We start from the raw sequence: 19757 nt of genomic DNA, 5'->3' as shown, positions 1-19757 counted from the left end.
GGCCGGCCCCCGGTCGTCGGCTGGGGGGCCGGCCCTCACTGTTGTTCAGCCGCGGCCGGGCACCCTCGAAGACGCGCCACCTTCACGCGCACCGTCCTCGCCCACCCTCGCTTCGGGAACCTCCCCCGTCTCGGGAGCCCCCGCCGCCCCGGGGACCTCCGCCCCCGTCTCGGGAGCCCCCGCCCGCGTGTGTCGCAGCAGGATCAGTGAGGTCACAGCCATCGCGAGGAGCAGGCCGACCGCGGTCCAGGAGGCGACGCGCAGCCCGTGCGCGAAGGCCTCCCGTGCGACGTCGAGCAGCTCCTCACCGGTACGGGACGGCAGGTGCTGCGCAGTCTCCACCGCGCCGCCCAGGGTGTCCTTCGCGGAACCGACCGCGTCGCGCGGCAGACCGGCCGGAGCCTCCCGGGCCACGTCGTGCCGGTACACGGCGGTCCCGATGCTGCCCAGGATGGCGACGCCGAAGGCGCCACCGAACTCGGTGGCGGTCTGGGACAGTCCGGAGACCGATCCGGCGCGGTCGGCCGGCGCCGTGGCGATGACCAGGTCGGACGTGGTCGTCATGACCAGCGTGATGCCGGCCGCCATGATCACCGTGCCGAGGGCGAGCACTCCGACACCGGAGCTCGCGTGGAGCTGGGAGAGCACGCCGTACCCGGCGGCGGCGACCACCAGGCCGCCGGTCACGACCACTCCGGGTCGTACGAACCGCACCAGCAGCGGGGCCGTCGCGGAGCTGACCAGGGCGGCGCCCGCGGCGGGCAGCGCCCAGAGCCCCGCCTGCAACGGCCCGAACCCGAGCACCATTTGCAGGTACTGGGAGGTGAAGAGGCCGGACCCGACGAGGGAGAAGATCGCGAGCACGCTGGTCGCGACGGACGCGCTGAACGCCCGGTCGCGGAACAGCCGTACATCCAGCAGGGGTTCGGCCAGGACTCGCTGGCGCCTCAGGAAGTACCAGCCGATGCCGAGACCCACGAGGAAGACGACGACGGGTACCGCGCTCACTCCGTCCTCGGCCATCTTCTGGATACCGTAGACGGCGGGCAGTACCGCGGCCAGTGACAGCGCGGCGCTGAACAGATCGAATCTGCCGGGCTTCTCTGCTTTGGACTCCGGGAGCAGCGGCGGCGCGAGGATGAGCAGCAGCGCCATGACGGGCAGGTTGACCAGGAAGACCGATCCCCACCAGAAGTGTTCGAGGAGTACGCCGCCCAGGAGCGGGCCGAGGATGGCACCGGCGGCGAACGCGCCGGTCCACACGGCGATGGCGATGCGACGCTGCCCGTCGTCGCTGAACATGTTGCGGATGAGGGACAGGGTGGACGGCATCAGGGTGGCGCCGCCGAGCCCCATCAGGGCGCGGGTCGCGATGAGCATGGCCGGTCCACTCGCGAGGCAGGCCACCACCGAGGCCAGTCCGAAGACGACCGCGCCGATCATCAGGAGCCGTCTGCGGCCGATCCGGTCGCCGAACGAGCCCATCGTCAGGAGCAGCCCGGCGAGGACGAACGGGTAGATGTTGACGATCCAGAGGAGTTCCGCGCTGCTCGGGCCCAGCTCGGCGCTGATGAACGGCAGTGCATAGGACAGCACTTGCATGTCGAGGGAGACCAGCAGGACGGGGAGGATGAGGACGGCGAGTCCTGTCCACTGCTTCCGCCCGGCCCTCCTGGTCGGCTGTATCGCCGCTGTGTCTGCGTTGCTCATGGCGTGTTCCGCTCCTGCTTCGCTGCCCGGTTCTGCGCCTACGCGTTGAGGTAGGCGAGTACTGCCAATACACGCCGGTTGTCGTCTCCCGACGCGGTGAGGCCCAGCTTCGTGAAGATGCTGTTGGTGTGTTTACTGACCGCTTTCTCGGAGACGAACATCTTGGCGGCGACCGCCGCGTTGGACCGTCCTTCGGCCATCAGCCCGAGCACTTCGCGTTCCCGCTCGGTCAGGGCGTGCACCGGGCTGGTCTCGGTGTCGTGCTTGATCAACAGCTCGGAGACCACTTTGGGATCCATGACGGTTCCGCCCGCGGCCACCTGACGGACCATGTCGACGAAGCGGCGCACGTCGAAGACGCGGTCCTTGAGCAGATAGCCCACGCCCCCGTTCTGGTCGGACAGCAGCTCGCGCGCGTACATCTGCTCGACGTGCTGGGAGAGCACCAGGATGGGCAGCCCCGGCACCTGCGTGCGGGCCTGCACGGCGGCGTGCAGTCCTTCGTCGGTGAAGGTCGGTGGCAGTCGTACGTCGACGATGGCCACGTCGGGCCGGTGCTGGAGCAGGGCCCGCAGCACGGCGGGGCCGTTGTCCACCGCTTCGACCACTTCGAAGTCGTGGACTGTGAGCAGTTGTACCAGTCCCTCCCTCAGCAGGGCCAGGTCCTCGGCGATCACAACGCGCACGGAAGCTCCATCGTCACTAGGGTCGGTCCACCGGTCGGGCTGCTGATGGCGAGTTCTCCGTCGAAGGCCGCGAGTCGGCGTTGCAGGCCGCGCAGGCCGCTGCCGCCCTCGGCGTCCGCTCCGCCGCGTCCGTCGTCGCCGACCTGGGCCCGGAGTTTCCCGCCGGCGTACCAGAGGCGCACGCTCGCGCGGCCCGCGCCGCTGTGCTTGGTGATGTTGGTGAGTGCCTCGGCGATCACGAAGTACACGGCCGACTCGACCGGCAACTGGGGCCGGGAGGGGAGGTCGATCTGCACTTCGACGGGTACGGCCAGGCTCACCGCCAACGCCCTCACGGCGCCGTCGAGTCCGCGCTCGGCCAGTACGGGCGGGTGGATGCCGCGTACCAGGTCCCGCAGTTCGGTCAGTGCCTGGCTGCTGGATTCCACGGCGTCGGCCAAGAGTTTGCGCACCATGGCGGGGTTGCTCTCCAGCAGGGTGTCGGCGAGTCCCAGGCTCATGCCGAGGGACACCAGGCGGGCCTGCGCGCCGTCGTGCAGGTCCCTCTCGATCCTGCGGAGTTCGGCCGCCTGGGACTCCATGGTCTCCGAGCGCGTCTCGGTCAACCGCTCCACCCGCAGGGTGAGCCTGGCGTTGCGGGTGGGGGACAGCAGCAGTCGGTTGAAGCGGATGTGCAGCCGTGCCAGTGATGGTGAGATCAGCAGGCCGAGGACCACGAACAGCATGCCCTGCGGGATGGCGAGGTTGGCCTCGGTCTGGTCGGTGATGAACCAGATCGCTCCGAAGCCCCAGTGCGGTCCCATGCTCTCCCAGAGGAGGGGGGTGACGAACATGCCGTTGAGGCCGTAGGCGACGAACGAGGCGGGCAGCAGTCCCAGGATCAGCCCGACGGGTGTGTCGAGCAGCGTCCACAGGAAGTCCCGCCAGGTGGCGGGGTCGGACAGCAACTGGCGGCAGTGCGTGACCGACCCGGCGGTGTCGTAGGGATCGTTCGAGTCGGTGGGGCGGTAGGGCGTTTCGATGGGCACGCCGGACCATTCTTCGGCCGTCCGCCGGTGGAAGTTGGCCAGACCGCGTACCGCGATCATGACGACCGGGAGGACGAGGAAGCCCACTCCGACGACCAGTGAGGCGAGAGTGACAACCATGACGGTGAACAGGACGAGGCTGCCGATCTGGGAGAGCACGGCGACCGTCAGGCCCCGTGCGCACCAGTGCAGCCGTTGCGCCAGGCCGCGGGACGATGCCGGTAATCGTGCGGCCCAAATCTTGTTCAACTGCTCCAACCTCCTGTGCCCCGGAAGCGTTCAGGTCCTGTCCGGGCGATCGAGTTCCCCACGGGCCCATGATGCAACACGTGCGGGCGGTGACCGGGCGGTCTCACTCGACCGTGCCCAGTGTCACGGCGTTTCAAGGATCGCGCGTGAACCCTGGTGGAGTAGTGGGGAAAGGCCCAGGTCAGGGGTGGACTTTCCTCTACCCCCCTTGTGGACACAGACCCATCGGTCGTCGCTCTTCCCGTCCGTAGCGTGGTTGTCGTGATCGCGTCCCCCTCGCGACAGGCACTGGGAGCTTTGAATGGACACCACCGCAGTCGACGACACAGTACGGCTCGACGCCGTTCGCAAGGTCTATGGCGAGGGCGCCAATGCCGTGACCGCGCTCGACGGCGTCAGCCTGAGTTTCCAGCGCGGCAGCTTCACCGCCGTGATGGGCCCGTCGGGTTCGGGCAAGAGCACCTTCCTGCACTGCGCGGCGGGGCTGGACCGGCCGACTTCCGGCACCGTCCTGCTGGACGGCGAAGATCTCAGTGGCTACGACGAGACGACGCTGACCAAGATGCGGCGCGAGCGCATCGGCTTCATTTTCCAGGCCTTCAATCTGCTGCCCGCCCTTTCGGTGCTGCAGAACGTCACGCTTCCGCTGAAACTCGCCGGCCGGCGCCCCGACCGGGCCCAAGTGACCAAGGTGATCAATCGTGTGGGGCTCGGCGATCGTACCGGAAGCCGTCCCGCCGAACTGTCCGGCGGCCAGCAGCAGCGCGTGGCGATCGCCCGCGCGCTGGTCACCGGGCCCGCGGTGGTCTTCGCCGACGAGCCGACCGGTGCGCTGGACACCCGCACCGCCCGTGAGGTGCTGCGGCTGATGCAGGAGTCCGTACGGTCGCTGGGGCAGACCATCGTGATGGTCACCCACGACCCCGTGGCCGCCTCGTACGCGGACCGGGTGGTGTTCCTCGCCGACGGCCGGTTCGTGGGCGACATCTACAACCCGACGGCCGAGGCGGTCGCCGAGCGGATGACTCGCCTGGGCGCCTGGGCCGAAGAAGAGCCCGTGGCCTACGGCCAGCATGTGCCGAACGCGGCCGGAGGCACGTACTGATGTTGTCCCTGGCTCTGCGCACGCTGCGGTTCCGCAAGGGCGGATTCGTGGCCACCTTCATCGCCATGTTCTTCGGCGCGGCCCTCATCACGGCCTGCGGCGGCCTCATGGAGAGCGGCGTCCGCGACGCGGTGCCGCCCCAGCGGCTGGCCGCGGCTCCCCTCGTGGTGGCCGGCGACCAGAAGTACGACGGTGCCCAGCTGTCCGAGCGGGTCCGGCTCGACGCGGCGCAGGTACACGCCGTCGCCGCGGTGCCCGGTGTCGGCAAGGCCGTCGCCGACGTGTCCTTCCCGGTGGCGGTCGTACGTGACGGCCGCCCGGTGACCGACCTGTCCGACACTGCCACCGGCACTGAGCACCGCCCGCTCGGCCACGGCTGGGACTCGGCTCAGCTGGCCCCTTACACCCTCATTTCGGGAGCCCGGCCCGGTGCGGCCGGTGATGTGGTGCTGGACGCCGGGCTGGCCGGGCAGGCGGGCGCCTCCGTCGGCGACCGGGTCCGGATCGTGGCCGACGGACGGCCGCAGGAGTTCCGGCTGGCCGGAATCGTCAAGCAGGCAGGCGGCCGTACGGCTTCGCAGCCCGCGGTGTTCTTCACCGACGAGCAGGCCGGCGCGCTGAGCGGCCGGGCCGGCACGGCGGACGCGATCGGTGTGCTGCCCAAGGCGGGCACCGACACCGCCGAGCTCGGCAGCAGGATCGAGCACGCCCTGAACGGCAAGGCGGCCGTCATGCTGACCGGCGAGAACCGGGGGCTCGCCGAGTTCCCGCAGGCCGCGAGCAGCCAGAAGAGCCTCGTCACGCTGTCCGCGATCTTCGGCGGCTGGGCGATCCTGGTCGCCATGTTCGGGGCGTCCTCCACGCTGGGGCTGACCATTCAGCAGCGGCACCGCGAGATGGCCCTGATGAAGGCGATCGGCACCACCCCGCGGCAGCTGCGCCGCATGATCCTGGGCGAGACGCTGGTCGTCGCGACCGTCGCCTCGGTGCTGGGCTGCCTGCCCGGCGCGCTGCTCAGCGAGCTCATCTTCGACAAGCTGGTCTCCGCCGGAATGGTCTCCGGGGCCGTCGAGTTCCACCTCGGCGTGGTGCCGGCCCTGGTGGCTGTGGGCGCCTCGCTGCTGGCCGGCGTCGGTGCCGCGTACATCACCGCCCGGAAGATCGCCAAGACCCGGGCCACCGAGGCGCTGGCGGAGAGCTCGATCGAGGGGCGCTGGCTGACCCGTACCCGGGTCGTCCTGTCCGTGCTCTTCCTCGTCGGCGGCGCCGGCATGGCCGTGATGACCATGACCATGATGAAGGGCGACCTGACAGCCAGTACCGCGGGACCGGCCTGCATCATGTGGGCGATCGGCCTGGCGCTGCTCGCCCCCGGCTTCACGAAGGCCATCGTGGCGCTGCTCCAGGGCCCGCTGCGTGCCCTCACGGGACTGCCGGGACAGCTCGCGGTGCTCAACTCCCGGGCCCATACGATCCGGATGGCCGCCACCATCACGCCGATCATCCTGCTGACCGGCATCGCCACGGGCACGCTGTACATGCAGCAGATCGAGGACGCCTCCAACCGCTCCGCGCACACCGGGATCCTGCGGGCGGACGACGTGCTGACGTCCGAGACCGGTGGTCTGGCCCCCGGCACCCTGGACCGGGTGCGGCAGGTACAGGGAGTCGGCGCCGCCTCCGACTACGTGACCAGTACCGGGTTCGTGCAGAGCCCCGAGGACGCCGAGCAGACCAGCGACGGCTGGCCGCTCCAGGGTGTCAGCGACGCCAAGAACCTCTCGGTGCAAGCCGCGGCCGGTTCGTTCGGCGGCCTGCGCGGGAACAGCGTCGCGCTGCCCGTCGAGCACGCCGCTTCCCTCGGGCGCGGTGTCGGTGATTCCCTCACCCTGCGGCTCGGGGACGGCACTCCGGTCAAGGTGAAGGTGGCTGCCACCTACCGGGCCGAGGGCGACGCGGCAGCACTGCTGCTGCCCGCCCAACTGCTGGCCGCCCACACCACCGACGGGGCGGCGCGCCAGATCCTGGTGCGCCACGCCGCCGGAAGCGACTCCACCGAGGTGACCGCGGCACTGTCCGCGCTGGTCAAGGACCAGCCGGGGGTCAAGGTGACCGACAGCGCCGCGCTGGTCGCCGGGCGCACCGAGGGCCAGCAGCAACTGGCCACCATCAACTACCTGGTGGTCGGCATGATCGTCGGATACACCGCGATCTCGGTGGTGAACACGCTGATCGCGGCCACCGGCCGGCGTCGCCGGGAGTTCGGCCTCCAGCAGCTGACCGGCTTCACGCGGCGGCAGATCATGACGATGATGAGTGTGGAGAGCGTGCTGACCGCCGTCGTCGGTGTGCTGCTCGGCACGGTCGCCGCCGCGGTCACGCTCTTCCCCTACAGCGTCGCCAAGCTGGACCGGGTGGTCCCGTCCGTACCGGTGTGGATCTACCTCGCGGTCGTGACCGGCGCGGTGGTGATCACCTTCACGGCGACCCTGCTGCCCACCTGGCGGGCCACCAGGATCCGACCGGTGGAAGCGGCGACCGCCGCGTAGGGAAGCCCCTGAAAACCAAAGTGAAGGGCCGGAAGTCCATCCCCCGTAAGACTCTCCGGCCGGGCCCCACCGCCTTGCAGGCGGTGGGGCCTCACCTTCTTCCCACCCCTAGGTGGGGGTGGTTAGGGGTTGGCCGGACACGTGCCCGGTGAGAACCTTCACCGGTGGACGACACACGTATGAGGGGCAAGTGAGTTGACGAGCAGCGTGCAGGAAAAGAGCGATTGGATCCAGCGCTTCCACCCGGCTCCGGACGCCAAGAACCGGCTCGTCTGCTTTCCGTACGCGGGCGGCGCGGCAAGTTATTTTCACCCTGTCTCGGCCGCGCTGTCGCCAGGAATCGACGTGCTGGCAGTCCAGTACCCGGGCCGGCAGAACCGCAGGACCGAGCCTCTGCTGCGCTCCGTCGACGAGTTGGCGCGGCACGCCACGACGGCGCTGCGCCCCTGGGCGGACCGGCCGTTGACGCTGCTCGGCCACAGCATGGGCGCACTGGTCGCCTTCGAGGTGGCGCGGCGGCTCGCGGGTGACGGCGCCGCCCCGCTCTCCGTCGTCGTTTCCGGCCGCCGTTCGCCGACCAGCGTGCGGCACGAAGACGTGCACAAGCGGGACGACCAGGGGATCGTGGCCGAGATGGAGCGGCTGGGCGGCAGCGACGTGCGGATGTTCCAGGACCCCGAGCTGCGGGCCCTGTTCCTGCCGGTGATCCGTGCGGACTACGAGGCCGTGGAGACGTACCGCTACCAGCCGGGTCCGTCCCTGCCGTGCCCGGTTCTCGCGCTGCTCGGGGACAACGACCCCATGGCGACGCTCGACGAGACCCGTGGCTGGGCCGAGCGCACGACCGCGCCGTTCGAACTGCGGACCTTCTCCGGCGGGCACTTCTACCTCAACTCCCATGCGGCGGCCGTGACTGAGGCGGTACGGGAGAACATCGCGTCCCTGAGCAGCTGATACCGGCGAAACTCCGCCGCGTTGGGATCTGCTGGGCTGGTCGGTGCCTGCCGACGGATCAGAGCTCGCGCGCTTGCTCCACAGCGGGGACAGCGTGTCGATCAGCATGACACCGAGCCCATTCCGGGACGCGTCCCCCGGCCCCGGTCCGGGGGCTCTATGACCGCGCGCTGTACTGCCCCTGGGCAGGAGCGCGTTGTCTTCCGCCGGATCGGTGAGCTGGCCCTCGTATCCACCGGGCCTCTGCCCCGCGGCCCGCTCCCGAGGACAGCGGCCCGGCCATCGGGAAGGCCGAACGGCACGGGGGATGAGGAGTTCGTCCGCGAACTCGTCCGCCAGGCCCAGTTCCTGCCGGTGCTGGAGCAGGTGGAGACCCACGGCGATTTCCAGCTCCGCAACATCCTGCGCCCCGACGACGGCAAGGGCTCCCTGGCGGTGGTCGACCTCGAGAGAAGCGAGCCAGGTCCCGCAGTCCGGGACCTGGTCCGCCTGTCCGACGCCTGGGCCCATCGCCCCGATCTCTACCAGGCATTTCTGGCTGGATACGGGAAGACCTTGACCGATGCCGAGGAAGCGCGGCTGGTCATCGAGACAGCTTTCGAAGCGGTGAGCGGGATCGCGGAGCTCTGCCGCAGTCTGGGGGTGTCGTGACGCCCGAGGGCCCGTATCCGGCCTGGCAGGGCCCGCAGAGGCCGGTGACTGTGGCCCCGCTCTTCCTGCTGTACGACTACACGTTCCGCACTGCGCCCGGGCTCAGCCGGGAGGGGGCGCTCGCGGCCACCTACGAGAGGGAGGTGGTGTGCAGCGATGAGTTCCTGCTGCACGCCGATCCGTACGAGAGCCGGCAGGCGTGGTGCGAGGCCAGGGTGAAGGAACCCGAGGTGCGGCTGGCTGCACTGGATCCGGCGACCCCCATCATGATGGTCAACCACTATCCGTTGGTGCGTGATCCGACGCGTGTGTTGCACCATCCCGAGTGCGCTCTCTGGTGCGGCACGGAAAGGACGGCTGACTGGCATCGGCGGTTCACGGTCGCGGCGATGGCCTACAGACATCTGCGCATCCCCCGAACTACTGTGTACGACGGGGTCCGCTTCGAGGAGGTGTCGGTCGGCTATCCGCGTGAGTGGCGCAGGCTAGGCCACCCGCGCACCGCGCCACCCCGCCGTATCCTACCGACTGCCCCGCTGGCGTGAGGGAGGTCCAGATGCTGAGGCGACTGCTGCCCGACGGCGTTGAAGTCGTTGAGTCCTTCTGTGATCCGCCGGAGGCGAAGCTCTATCCGGAGGAGGCGGCTCTTGTTCGTAACTCGGTGGAGAAGCGACGCCAGGAGTTCACGACGGTCCGGTACTGCGCCCGACGGGCCCTCAGCCGGTTGGGGCTGCCGCCGGGGCCGGTGCTGCCCGACCTGCACGGTGCCCCGCGCTGGCCCGCCGCAGTTGTCGGTAGCCTCACCCATTGCGACGGATACCGGGCTGCGGCGATCGCATACCGAACGGAGCTGACGATGCTTGGCATCGATGCCGAACCGCATGCGCCACTTCCAGACGGAGTCCTGGAGGCCATCGCCCGCCCTGCCGAGCAGGCTTGGATACGATCCGCACCACCCGGCAGGCACTGGGACAGGATGCTGTTCAGCGCGAAGGAGTCCGTATACAAGGCGTGGTACCCATACACCGGGCAACGGCTGGGGTTCTCTGACGCAGAACTGCGCTTCGACCCAATGGCCGGTACCTTCACTGCTCGGCTACTGACGAAGCCCCCGGTCCGGAGTCTCGGTCGGCAGTCGGCCCCGGACCTGATGAACGGCCGTTGGCTGGTCGGAAACGGACTGGTCGTCACCGCTGTCGCGACGGCACCTCGCTGACCGACCAGGTACTCCCGCTCGTCCTCGCCCTGGCTGGATAGGCGAACCCCATTCGGTGCGGTCCGTCTTGAGGGAGCACTCTGCGTAGTTGCGTAGAGGGATCTGCCTGCGGTGGGGGTGGCTGGCCTCTACGGTCGCGGTGTTGCCGAGGGTGGCCGGGTGGAGCGTCTGGAGGCCACGGAGCTGGCCTGCCGCGAGCGAGTTGAGCGGCTGCGGGCGGAGTTGGCCGAGGTCGCGGCGAGACTCGAGGCCGGGGAACCCTCACGGGCATGCTGTCGCAGGAGGCTGAGTTGTCCCGGGCCCTGTTGTCGTTGTTGTACGCGCCCGAGCCCGTTGCCTTCAACTCGCCCGCCGTGTCGTGCGATTGCCTCGCGCACGTGTACGGCGACGCGGCCGATCATCCCGATCGGGTTCGCCGGTATCCGTCGGACATGACGGACGCGGATTGGGCGGAGGTCCGGCCGTTGTTGCCGGTGCCGGCCTGGCTTCAGGGCCGGGGCGGGCGGCCCGATGGCTACTGTCACCGGCAGTTGCTGGACCAATGCCACGAAGTTAGGAGCTCAGCGGCGGTGTCAAGGGGGGCGAGATATGGGAGAGGCCTCTGCTATCCAGGGGATCGACCAAGATCTTCCTAAGAAAGCAGAGGCCCAGTGGCCCAGTGAACCGCCGACACCTCCGTGCGCTCGCGGTCCAGCAGTCGGGGGTAGCTGTGCTCGGTGATGAACTCCGGAAGGTCGGGCGTCAGCGTGAGTCGATGACCCGGACTTCGGGTGCGAGCCCGCTGTCCACCCAGCGGCGGCCGTCCCGCCGTTGCCGGGAACCCGGGCAGGCGTCGTCCGCTCGGGCCACGGCGCCGCGCAACGCATCCGGGTCGATCGCACCCCAGCCCTGGACGAAGAGCTGAATGACCATCATGGAGTCGCTCGGCTGAGCGGGCATGTGCCATTCGCTCAGGAAGACAGGGCGGGAGAAGTCGCTTGTTGCCGGTTCGGTCATGCGGGTCCCTCGTGCCACCTGATGAAAGAGCCGGCAGCGCCGGCTCGGCTACGGCGCAGTGAACCGCGCCGGAAGAGCGGCACATAGCAAAATACTTGCGCGCCAATCCACACAACCCCCTATGAACGAAGGCCAGGAAATGTCGAACAAAACAGGGGGATTTCTGGGGAACCGTCGTCGTCAACCCGCCGCTAAGACTGCCCCTGATCACGTATTACTTGCTCCGCGTCAGCGAATAACATAGGAATAGTAAAAGTCGAAAGGCCGGCCGGGCCGCGTCCCCGTTGACCGCCCCGTGATCCCGCAGCCCGCACCATGCCCCCGCCACTTCCGCCGGCCCCGGGCAGCCGGGCAATCCGCCCGTAGTTGACTAATTCTTGAACAGTTCGGTGCCGCCGCGATGACGAAAGTCCTGCCACCGCGGCAGCCGGACCGGCGGCGGCCCTGGACGCGGGAATACGGCGCGGTGGCAGGCAGCACCGGCGGTGGGCCCGGACGGTGCCGATCCGTTGAAGGTTCCATCGCCGCGAAACAATTACCGCAAGTCCCGAATTCGGCACCGACGGTGAGGGCGCCGGCAGGCCACGGACTTCGCGGGATGTCGCACCGTACCGGGCTCTCGCCGTAACCTGCTGACGGCTCGCACCCGGTACTCGGAGAACGCGCCCGGCCGACGTTGTATACAGCCACGCCCAACCCGGCTGAGCCTGAACGTCGTTGCACTCAGGCCCATTATAATATTGTTGCCAAGGAGGATATGTGCGAGCTATTGATGCGTCCAACACCGGTCCTGAGCTTGAGCGCCTCGCCCGGGGACTCCCCAGCCGCTCCCCCTGGGGAGCGGCTGGGGAGTCCCCGGGCGAGGCGGGGAGCTCGTGGGGAGTTTGAGCTGCACAAACCCATACGACACTGAAAGGCGACGAAAGATGAATCACCGCAGGTCAGCACCACCCTTGGCGACGAATCAGCAGGTCAGCGCCCTGCGCTAGGGGCCTCCATGACAAAGGTGCCCTGAAGACTGGGACAAGCAGTGAGCATGCCCTGAATCCTTGTCACTTGAACACGTGCAGACGCGCAGATAGCGCGCTCACGGACGAGCCGGGGGAAAATCTGCGGAGTTTGGAACCATGTCTCCATTGGCCTGACCATCGAGCAGACTGTCGATCGGGCAACGCGCCTCCGGCACGAAGTGGGCATAGTGGTCCAGCGTGATGGTTGCAGACGAGTGCCCCAGCCACCTGGCCAGTGTCACCACGGACTCCCCACCCTCAAGGACGATCGAGGTGTACGTGTGCCTCAGCACATGGAAGCCATCCCTGCGCTCCGCCAGCCACTGCCGCGGCTTCGCACACTCGTCTACCTCAAAGCCGCCCCGAAAGAGGTCGACCTCATCCCCGGCTTCACGGGGGACATGACGGGCATCGGCCACCACGGAACCTGCGACCTGGAGCTGCAACTGCAACTGCAACTGCAACTGCAACTGCAACTGCAACTGCAACTGCGCAGGCAACGGCGTCCGAGATGGGGGTGGGTCCTGCGGTGAGTTCGAGAATGCGGCGGCGGATGCCGGGCTGGCGCACGAGTTCCGCAAGGACGGGGGCGATGTCGTCGCGGGGGACGTCGGCGTAGTCGATGGCCTGTCCGATGCGCTGCCGCTGCCCGGCTGCTTGGTGGCTCCGGTAACCAGCCGCGTTGGTCTCACACCGCGTGGCGACGGTTCGCCGATTACTGCGGAGAAGCACAGGAGGCGGCGGCTGGAGGGGGCGGACTGGTTGGGGGGCGTTGTTGACATAGGCGTACGGCGAGGAGTTGGGCGTTCCGGCCGTGGAGGGTTCCGGGTCGATGGTGGTGAAGCGGCGGTTGGCGAGGCATGCGTGTGGTCGCGTGGGTTCATCCGGCCGCCCATGTATGGGTTTCACGGTGCGAGGGCCTGCCGGTGCGGGACCACGTGCCACCAACCATGGCCGGCTCCGCGGAAACCCGCCAGGCCTGACCGCAGGCGCGCGGAAGGGGAGAACACTACCCGCCCGATCCGCCCCGAATGCCGAAGTTCAACGCTGCGTAGTCAGCACCAAGTCAGCACGGGACAGGTGATCAGGGGTGCTGACATGCGGTTTCAGGTCAGCACCAAACCAGCACGGGAGTCAACACCAGGGCAATAAACCATGCCTAATAGCGCAATCCTGACAGGCGCCTGCCGGCCTTCAATACGGTCCTCGAAGCAGTCTCGACGTGCCTGTCATGGTGGCCCCGCGCACACCCGACCCGAGAACTATGGTGTCCCGCCACATGTGCCTCTGACCTGCCCATTCCTACGGTGTGGCGACACGAAACCGTCCCCGCCAACGTCCGGAAGTGGTGTTCATGGCTGCCTCGGCATCCGCCCCACCGACCACCCGCTCACTCAAGCGCATCGTCGCCGCAAGCCTCATCGGCACCACCATCGAGTGGTACGACTTCTTCCTGTACGGGTCGGCCGCCGCGCTGGTCTTCAACAAGCTGTTCTTCCCCGAGTCCGACCCGCTCGTCGGCACGCTGCTGTCCTTCCTCACGTACGCGGTCGGCTTCGCCGCCCGGCCGCTCGGTGCCCTGGTGTTCGGGCACTACGGCGACCGGCTCGGCCGCAAGAAGCTGCTGGTGCTCAGTCTGCTGATGATGGGCGGAGCGACGTTCGCCATCGGACTGCTGCCGACGCATGCCACGGTCGGGGCCGCCGCCCCCGTGCTGCTCACCGTCCTGCGGCTGGTGCAGGGCTTCGCGCTCGGGGGTGAGTGGGGCGGGGCCGTGCTGCTGGTGTCGGAGCACGGGGACGCCGAGCGGCGCGGTTTCTGGGCCTCCTGGCCTCAAACGGGTGCGCCGGCCGGGCAGTTGCTCGCCACCGGGGTGCTGTCCGCGCTCACCGCGCTGATGTCGGAGTCCGCCTTCGGGGCGTGGGGCTGGCGCATCCCCTTCCTGCTCTCCGGTGTCCTGGTGGTCATCGGTCTGTGGATTCGTCTCTCCGTCGACGAGTCACCGGTCTTCAAGGCCGCGCTGGCGCAGGCCGAGGAGCGCAGGTCCGCTGCCGGGACGACGGAGAAGATGCCGATCGTCGCCGTGCTGCGACATCACTGGCGCGATGTGCTGATCGCCATGGGCGCCAGGATGGCGGAGAACATCAGCTACTACGTCATCACGGCGTTCGTGCTCGTTTACGCGACCACGGCGGCGGATCTGAGCAAGCAGACGGCGCTCAACGCGGTGCTCATCGCCTCGGCCGTCCACTTCGCTGTCATCCCGATGTGGGGCGCGCTGTCGGACCGGGTCGGGCGCAAGCCGGTCTATCTGGTCGGCGCGATCGGTGTCGGGCTGTGGACGTTCCCGTTCTTCGCGCTGATCGACACACGGAACTTCGGAAGCGTGCTGCTCGCCGTCACCGTCGGGCTCATCTTCCACGGGGCGATGTACGCACCGCAGGCGGCCTTCTTCTCGGAGATGTTCGCGACCCGGATGCGGTACTCGGGCGCGTCGATCGGGGCGCAGTTCTCCTCGGTCGCGGCCGGTGCTCCGGCGCCGCTCATCGCCACCGCGCTGCTCGCGGACTTCCACAGCTCGACGCCCATCTCGCTGTACGTCATCGCCGCGGCGCTCATCACCCTGCTGGCGGTCGGCTGCGCCAGGGAGACCAGGCACCGGGACCTCACGGACATCGACGGAACCGCGGCCGCCCCGGACGCGTCCGAGGCGCTGTCGGCGGACAACGGGTTCTTACTGCTCGGCGGAGGGTTCGAACCAGGTGGGTTCATCGGTCATGGACTGCTTGATCCTGAAGAGCGCGAACTCGTCCAGCGGCGGCAGCGCGTCCACCGGGAACCAGCCCACGTCCAGCGACTCGTCGTCGTTGACGCGTGCCTCGCCGCCGGTCGCCCGGCAGCGGAAGGTGACGTCGAGGTACTGGCAGCGGTCGCCGTTCGCGTACTGCACGGGCTCCAGGGCCTGTGTGAGCACCACCCGCTCCGCCACGCAGCGCACGGCGGTCTCTTCGTACACCTCGCGCTCCGCCGTCGCCGCCGGCTGCTCGCCCGGCTCGCAGATGCCGCCGATGACCGACCATTTTCCGGTGTCGGAACGGCGGCCGAGCAGCACTCTGCCCTCGTCGTCGAAGACGATGGCGGTGACCCCGGGCAGCAGGAGCAGCTGTTGGCCCGCGGTGGCGCGGATCTCTCGGATGAAATCAGGAGTAGCCATGGAGCGACCCTACGTTGCGCAGCCGGTGGGTCACCGGCTGCGCCGGCTGCGTACCGAACGGACGGTGACCAGGCCGAGCCCGGCCACGGCGATCAGCGCGAGCACACCTTCGGGGAGCGTGCCCATCCGGGTCGCGGGCGTCAGCGAGGACCTCAGCGGCACCTCGTCGACGAGCGCGTCCGGAGTGAACAGCTTCGTCTTCCGGACGACCGTCCCGTCCGGGCGGATGACCGCGCTGACCCCGCTGGTGACGGGGACGACGACGGACCTGCTGTGCTCGACCGCCCGCACCCTGGACATGGCCAGCTGCTGATAGGTCATCTCGCTGCGCCCGAAGGTGGCGTTGTTGCTGGGTACGGCGATCAGCTGGCCGCCGTGCATGACGGTGTCCCGTACGGCGTCGTCGAACGCGGCCTCGTAACAGGTCACGAGCCCCACGTTCGTCCCCGCCAGGTCGAAGACGCCGACCTTCTTCCCCGGGCCGAAGTCACGCTGCACGCGGTCCACGTCCGAGCTGAAGATCCGCGCGATGGAACGCATCGGCATGTACTCGCCGAACGGCTGGATGTGGCGCTTGTCGTACGTGTCGACCGGGCCCTTCTTCGGGTCCCACTGGATGAGGGTGTTGCGCAGATTCCCGGTGTCGGGCTCGACCACCGCCCCGATCACGGTGGGCACGCCGATCGCCTTCACCGCGTCGTCGATCACGATCCGGGCGTCGGCGTTCCGGTACGGGTCGAGGTCGGAGGAGTTCTCGGGCCACAGGACGAAATCGGGCTGCGGGACCTTGCCCCCCTTCACCTCCTGGGCGAGCTGCTCCGTGCGACGCACATGGTTGTCCAGGACGGCACGGCGCTGGGAGTTGAAGTCGAGTCCGAGCCGCGGCACGTTGCCCTGGATCGCGGCGACGGTCGCGGTGCCGTCCTCGGCCGAGTCGTCGACGAGGGGCAGCGCGGCGAAGGCGCCTGCGACGGGTACCAGGACGGTCGCCGCCGCGGCGGCGACGGCCGCCCGCGGCAGCCTGCCCGTACGGCGGTGGGCACGGAACTGGCGTACCGCTTCGCAGAGACCGAAGCCGCACAGCACCACCGCGAAGGAGAGCAGCGGTGTGCCTCCCACGGCCGCGAGCGGCAGGAACACGCTGTCCGCCTGTCCGAATGCGATCTTCCCCCAGGGGAAGCCACCGAACGGGACCCTGGCCCGGACCGCCTCGTCGAGTGTCCAGACCGCGGCCGCCCACACCGGCCACCAGGCGAGGCGGCTGACGGCGGCGATCCCGATGCAGCCGACCGCGATGAACACGGCCTCGGCGGCGGCGAGGGCCAGCCACGGCACCGGGCCGACCTCCTCGCCGGTCCAGTGCAGCAGCGGCAGCATGAAGCCCAGTCCGGCGAGGAGGCCGAGTCCGAACCCGGCGCGGAGCCGTTGCCGGTGCAGCACCCAGCCGAGCAGGGCGAAACCGGGCAGGACCAGCCACCACAGGGGGCGCGGCGGGAAGCTCAGATACAGCAGTGCACCCGCGATCACGGCGGCGACGGGCCGTACCAGGCGTCGCTTCCGGGACACGGGGGATGAGGCCGGCTGCGCGGCTTCGACTGGGGTGATGGTGGCGCTCACCCGGCGGAGTCTACGGTGGCCGGCTGTGGGTCCGGCAGCCCGCCCGTGTGGTGGAACCCTTCGTACCGGATCGTTCCGTCGCTTTCCCGCACAGATCCGGCCCGCTGTCGTCCCGGCGTCAGGCTCCGGCCGTCGCGCCGGTCGCGGGCAGGTGCAGGCGCTCGCGGATGAACCGTACGCCCGCCTCCGCGTCGTCGACCGTGATGGTGAACGTCCTGCCGTCGCCGAGCCGCAGCACCAGGCCCTCGCCCCTGCGGACCACCACGGCCGTGCCCTGCTCGGGGCGCCAGCGGTAGCCCCAGCCGCCCCACTGGCGCGGGGTGACCTCGGGTGCGAACTCCGCACCCACCACGTGGGTGAGCAGAATCCGGCGGCGCGGCAGACCCATGTGGCCGCAGCGCACCTCCAGGGCGTCCCCGTCGATCCTGACAACCACGTTCACGAACGCGAGGGTGCCGAACAGCATGAGCAGTCCGGCGGCGCCACAGCCGATCACGGACATCAGCAGCGGGATGATCCCCGAGGTCCAGTTGGAGCTGACGGCCAGCTGGACGCCGAGCGCCAGACAGGCCGCGCCCGCAGCCGCGAGTACCCACTGGGCCCGGTTGGTGGCCCGGCCGATCCAGACGGCGGAGTGGGGTTCGGCTCCGGTGTGTCGGGGTTCTCGGGGATGGTCCCTCATGCCAAGCAGCGTACTTAAGTTTCCGCACGCCGGGGATGGGTCCAACGGCCCTCGACGGGTCAGCGGACCGGGCTGACGGCCCCCAGCAGCTCCCCCTCGGCGTAGGCCAGAGCGGCTTTCGGCAGGTCGGCGGGGCGTCCGCTGAGGAGCACGGCGAGACCCGCGGAGGGTTCGGCCGACGGAGCGGGTTCGGCCCCGATCCGGCGTAGTGCCTGGGCCGCGACGGCACCGGCGGATCCGTGCAGTGCGACGGGCGGCAGACCGGGCTGCCGCACGGCGGCACGGATGCGCTCGCCGACCAGTTCGTAGTGGGTGCAGCCCAGGACCACGGCCCGGACATCGCGCGGGGTCAGGGCGGCGGCTGCGGCGATGGCCAGGTCGATCGCGCTCTCGTCGGCGTTCTGCACGGCGTCGGCCAGGCCGGGGCAGGGGACCTCGGTGACGTCGACGGAGCGGGCGAATTCGCCGATGAGTCCGCGCTGGTACGGGCTGCCCGTGGTGGCGGGCGTGGCCCAGATCGCGACGGGGCCGCCACCGGCGACGGACGGCTTGATGGCGGGGACGGTGCCGATGACCGGCAGCGTGGGTTCGAGCGCGGCGCGGAGCGCCGGCAGGGCGTGCACGGAGGCCGTGTTGCAGGCGACGATCAGTGCGTCCGGCCGGTGTGCGGCGGCCGCGCGGGCCACGTCGAGCGCGTGGGCGGTCACGTACTCGGGCGTACGCGGTCCCCAGGGCATGCCGTCGGGGTCGGAGGAGAGCACCAGATCGGCGTCGGGCCTCAGCCGGCGTACTGCGGCGGCTGCCGCGAGCAGGCCGATTCCTGAGTCCATGAGCGCGATCTTCACCCGGTCACCATAGTCGACCGCCCTTGCGGTTCCGTCCGGGTGGGGCAGACTGCGGCGAATGAGCGCCGTTGCCTGGATCGCCGTGGGTTCGCTGGCCGCATGGGTGTGGCTGCTGCTGGGACAAGGGTTCTTCTGGCGGACCGGCCAGCGGCTGCCGCGCCGGGAGGCCCCTGACCGATGGCCGTCCGTCGCGATCGTGGTGCCCGCACGTGACGAGGCCGACATGCTGCCGGTGAGTCTGCCGTCGCTGCTGGCTCAGGACTATCCCGGGAGGGCGGAGATCTTCCTCGTCGACGACTGCAGCAAGGACGGGACCGGGGACGTCGCCCGTGCACTGTCCGTACGGCATGGAGGGCTGCCGGTGACGGTGGTGTCGCCGGGTGAGCCCGAGCCCGGCTGGACGGGCAAGCTCTGGGCCGTGCGGCACGGGATCGCGCTGGCCCGGACCCGGAAGCCGGACTATCTGCTGCTGACGGACGCCGACATCGCGCACGAGCCGGACAGTCTGCGGGAGCTGGTCGCCGCCGCCGTGTCGGGCGACTTCGACCTGGTCTCGCAGATGGCCCGGCTGCGGGTGTCGAGTGTCTGGGAGCGGCTGGTCGTACCGGCCTTCGTGTACTTCTTCTCGCAGCTCTATCCGTTCCGGTGGGTGAACCGGGCGGGTGCGCGGACGGCCGCGGCGGCCGGTGGCTGCGTGCTGCTGCGGACCGGGGCGGCGGAGCGGGCGCGGGTGCCGGAGTCGATCCGGCAGGCAGTGATCGACGACGTGTCGCTGGCGCGGGCGGTGCAGCGCAGCGGCGGGCGGATCTGGCTGGGGCTCGCCGAGCGGGTGGACAGCGTGCGGCCGTATCCGCGGCTGGCAGATCTGTGGCGGATGGTGTCGCGGAGCGCGTACGCCCAGTTGCGGCACAGTCCGCCGCTGCTGCTGGGGACGGTGCTGGGGCTCGCGCTGGTCTATCTCGTGCCGCCGGTCGCGCTCGTCACCGGGCTGCTGACCGGTGATCCGGTGGCCGGCTGGGCGGGTGGCGCGGCGTGGGCGGTGATGACCGGGACGTATCTGCCGATGCTGGGCTACTACCGGCAGTCGCTGTGGCAGGCGCCGCTGCTGCCGTTCACCGCGGTGCTCTATCTGCTGATGACGGTCGATTCGGCGGTGCAGCACCACCGGGGCCGTGGCGCGGCCTGGAAGGGGCGTACCTACGCCCGTCCCGAGGCCGCGCCGGACCGGTGAGCGGAGCCGGCGGT

At 69.6% G+C, this 19757-nt stretch carries 13 protein-coding genes and 4 pseudogenes; 8 read left to right on the top strand and 9 right to left on the bottom strand.

Annotated features, from left to right (window positions below; genetic code table 11):
- Window positions 1-45: 45 nt before the first annotated feature.
- Genes ACFVX4_RS30060 through ACFVX4_RS30050 form a run of 3 tightly spaced genes read right to left on the bottom strand, consistent with a single transcriptional unit; the run spans window position 46 to window position 3673 of the window.
- A complete protein-coding gene (locus ACFVX4_RS30060; RefSeq protein ID WP_389983035.1) occupies window positions 46-1710 on the bottom strand; it encodes an MFS transporter in 1665 nt (554 codons plus the stop codon).
- Between the two features lie 38 nt (window positions 1711-1748).
- A complete protein-coding gene (locus ACFVX4_RS30055; protein ID WP_266430959.1) occupies window positions 1749-2396 on the bottom strand; it encodes a response regulator transcription factor in 648 nt (215 codons plus the stop codon).
- Window positions 2384-3673, bottom strand: coding sequence for a sensor histidine kinase (locus ACFVX4_RS30050; protein WP_389983031.1), 1290 nt, complete (start codon window positions 3671-3673; stop codon window positions 2384-2386). The genes ACFVX4_RS30055 and ACFVX4_RS30050 overlap by 13 nt, the downstream gene beginning before the upstream one ends.
- A gap of 301 nt (window positions 3674-3974) precedes the next feature.
- Here ACFVX4_RS30050 and ACFVX4_RS30045 point away from each other — a divergent pair, with 301 nt between their 5' ends.
- The 6 genes and pseudogenes from ACFVX4_RS30045 (at window position 3975) to ACFVX4_RS30020 (ending at window position 10148) form a co-directional block, all read left to right on the top strand.
- A complete protein-coding gene (locus tag ACFVX4_RS30045) occupies window positions 3975-4778 on the top strand; it encodes an ABC transporter ATP-binding protein (RefSeq protein ID WP_389983028.1) in 804 nt (267 codons plus the stop codon).
- Window positions 4778-7327 (top strand): FtsX-like permease family protein, encoded by a 2550-nt coding sequence (locus ACFVX4_RS30040; protein ID WP_389983024.1) that lies wholly within the window; start codon window positions 4778-4780, stop codon window positions 7325-7327. Before ACFVX4_RS30045 ends, ACFVX4_RS30040 begins: the two co-directional genes overlap by 1 nt.
- A 207-nt stretch (window positions 7328-7534) precedes the next feature.
- Window positions 7535-8281, top strand: a complete 747-nt coding sequence (locus ACFVX4_RS30035) for an alpha/beta fold hydrolase (RefSeq protein ID WP_323180338.1) — start codon at window positions 7535-7537, stop codon at window positions 8279-8281.
- A gap of 159 nt (window positions 8282-8440) precedes the next feature.
- Window positions 8441-8842: pseudogene (locus ACFVX4_RS30030) on the top strand (phosphotransferase family protein); the annotation flags it as partial.
- A 54-nt stretch (window positions 8843-8896) separates the two neighbouring features.
- Window positions 8897-9477 (top strand): annotated as a pseudogene (locus ACFVX4_RS30025) (metallophosphoesterase); the annotation flags it as partial.
- Window positions 9478-9488: 11 nt separating this feature from the next.
- On the top strand, window positions 9489-10148 hold the full coding sequence (locus ACFVX4_RS30020) for a 4'-phosphopantetheinyl transferase (RefSeq protein WP_389983021.1): 660 nt from the start codon (window positions 9489-9491) through the stop codon (window positions 10146-10148).
- A gap of 741 nt (window positions 10149-10889) precedes the next feature.
- Here ACFVX4_RS30020 and ACFVX4_RS30015 read toward each other — a convergent pair.
- On the bottom strand, window positions 10890-11144 hold the full coding sequence (locus tag ACFVX4_RS30015; RefSeq protein WP_389983018.1) for a hypothetical protein: 255 nt from the start codon (window positions 11142-11144) through the stop codon (window positions 10890-10892).
- Window positions 11145-12231: 1087 nt separating this feature from the next.
- Window positions 12232-12489, bottom strand: a pseudogene (locus ACFVX4_RS30010) (site-specific integrase); the annotation flags it as partial.
- Window positions 12490-13508: 1019 nt separating this feature from the next.
- Between ACFVX4_RS30010 and ACFVX4_RS30005 the strand changes: the two are divergent.
- Window positions 13509-14873 (top strand): annotated as a pseudogene (locus tag ACFVX4_RS30005) (MFS transporter); the annotation flags it as partial.
- 15 nt (window positions 14874-14888) lie between these two features.
- On the opposite strand, the gene ACFVX4_RS30000 reads toward ACFVX4_RS30005, so the two are convergent.
- The 4 genes from ACFVX4_RS30000 to ACFVX4_RS29985 all read right to left on the bottom strand — a co-directional run bounded on the left by ACFVX4_RS30000 (window position 14889) and on the right by ACFVX4_RS29985 (window position 18512).
- Window positions 14889-15368, bottom strand: coding sequence for an NUDIX domain-containing protein (locus ACFVX4_RS30000; protein ID WP_389983014.1), 480 nt, complete (start codon window positions 15366-15368; stop codon window positions 14889-14891).
- 30 nt (window positions 15369-15398) lie between these two features.
- Window positions 15399-16985: an apolipoprotein N-acyltransferase gene (gene lnt, locus ACFVX4_RS29995; RefSeq protein WP_389983011.1), complete on the bottom strand. Its 1587-nt coding sequence runs from the start codon at window positions 16983-16985 to the stop codon at window positions 15399-15401.
- A 118-nt stretch (window positions 16986-17103) separates the two neighbouring features.
- The gene (locus ACFVX4_RS29990) at window positions 17104-17667 is read right to left on the bottom strand and encodes a hypothetical protein (RefSeq protein ID WP_389983008.1); all 564 of its coding nucleotides are present in this window, start codon (window positions 17665-17667) and stop codon (window positions 17104-17106) included.
- A gap of 59 nt (window positions 17668-17726) precedes the next feature.
- The gene (locus tag ACFVX4_RS29985; RefSeq protein ID WP_389983005.1) at window positions 17727-18512 is read right to left on the bottom strand and encodes a glutamate racemase; all 786 of its coding nucleotides are present in this window, start codon (window positions 18510-18512) and stop codon (window positions 17727-17729) included.
- A gap of 58 nt (window positions 18513-18570) precedes the next feature.
- On the opposite strand from ACFVX4_RS29985, the gene ACFVX4_RS29980 reads away from it, so the two are divergent.
- Complete coding sequence (locus ACFVX4_RS29980) at window positions 18571-19743, top strand: glycosyltransferase (RefSeq protein WP_389983002.1); 1173 nt, start codon at window positions 18571-18573, stop codon at window positions 19741-19743.
- Window positions 19744-19757 lie beyond the last annotated feature (14 nt).

The organism is Streptomyces sp. NPDC058240 (genome assembly GCF_042882135.1).
Classification (GTDB): domain Bacteria; phylum Actinomycetota; class Actinomycetes; order Streptomycetales; family Streptomycetaceae; genus Streptomyces.
The sequence above is the reverse complement of the archived record's forward strand: the minus strand, read 5'-3'. Positions and strand labels throughout refer to the sequence as shown.

Excerpts from the sequence above, each read along its gene's own strand:
- ACFVX4_RS30060 (WP_389983035.1), bottom strand. The coding sequence starts at position 1,710 with ATGAGCAACGCAGACACAGCGGCGATACAGCCGACCAGGAGGGCCGGG.
- ACFVX4_RS30045 (WP_389983028.1), top strand. The coding sequence starts at position 3,975 with ATGGACACCACCGCAGTCGACGACACAGTACGGCTCGACGCCGTTCGC.
- ACFVX4_RS30040 (WP_389983024.1), top strand. The coding sequence starts at position 4,778 with ATGTTGTCCCTGGCTCTGCGCACGCTGCGGTTCCGCAAGGGCGGATTC.
- ACFVX4_RS30020 (WP_389983021.1), top strand. The coding sequence starts at position 9,489 with ATGCTGAGGCGACTGCTGCCCGACGGCGTTGAAGTCGTTGAGTCCTTC.
- ACFVX4_RS30015 (WP_389983018.1), bottom strand. The coding sequence starts at position 11,144 with ATGACCGAACCGGCAACAAGCGACTTCTCCCGCCCTGTCTTCCTGAGC.
- ACFVX4_RS30000 (WP_389983014.1), bottom strand. The coding sequence starts at position 15,368 with ATGGCTACTCCTGATTTCATCCGAGAGATCCGCGCCACCGCGGGCCAA.
- ACFVX4_RS29990 (WP_389983008.1), bottom strand. The coding sequence starts at position 17,667 with ATGAGGGACCATCCCCGAGAACCCCGACACACCGGAGCCGAACCCCAC.
- ACFVX4_RS29980 (WP_389983002.1), top strand. The coding sequence starts at position 18,571 with ATGAGCGCCGTTGCCTGGATCGCCGTGGGTTCGCTGGCCGCATGGGTG.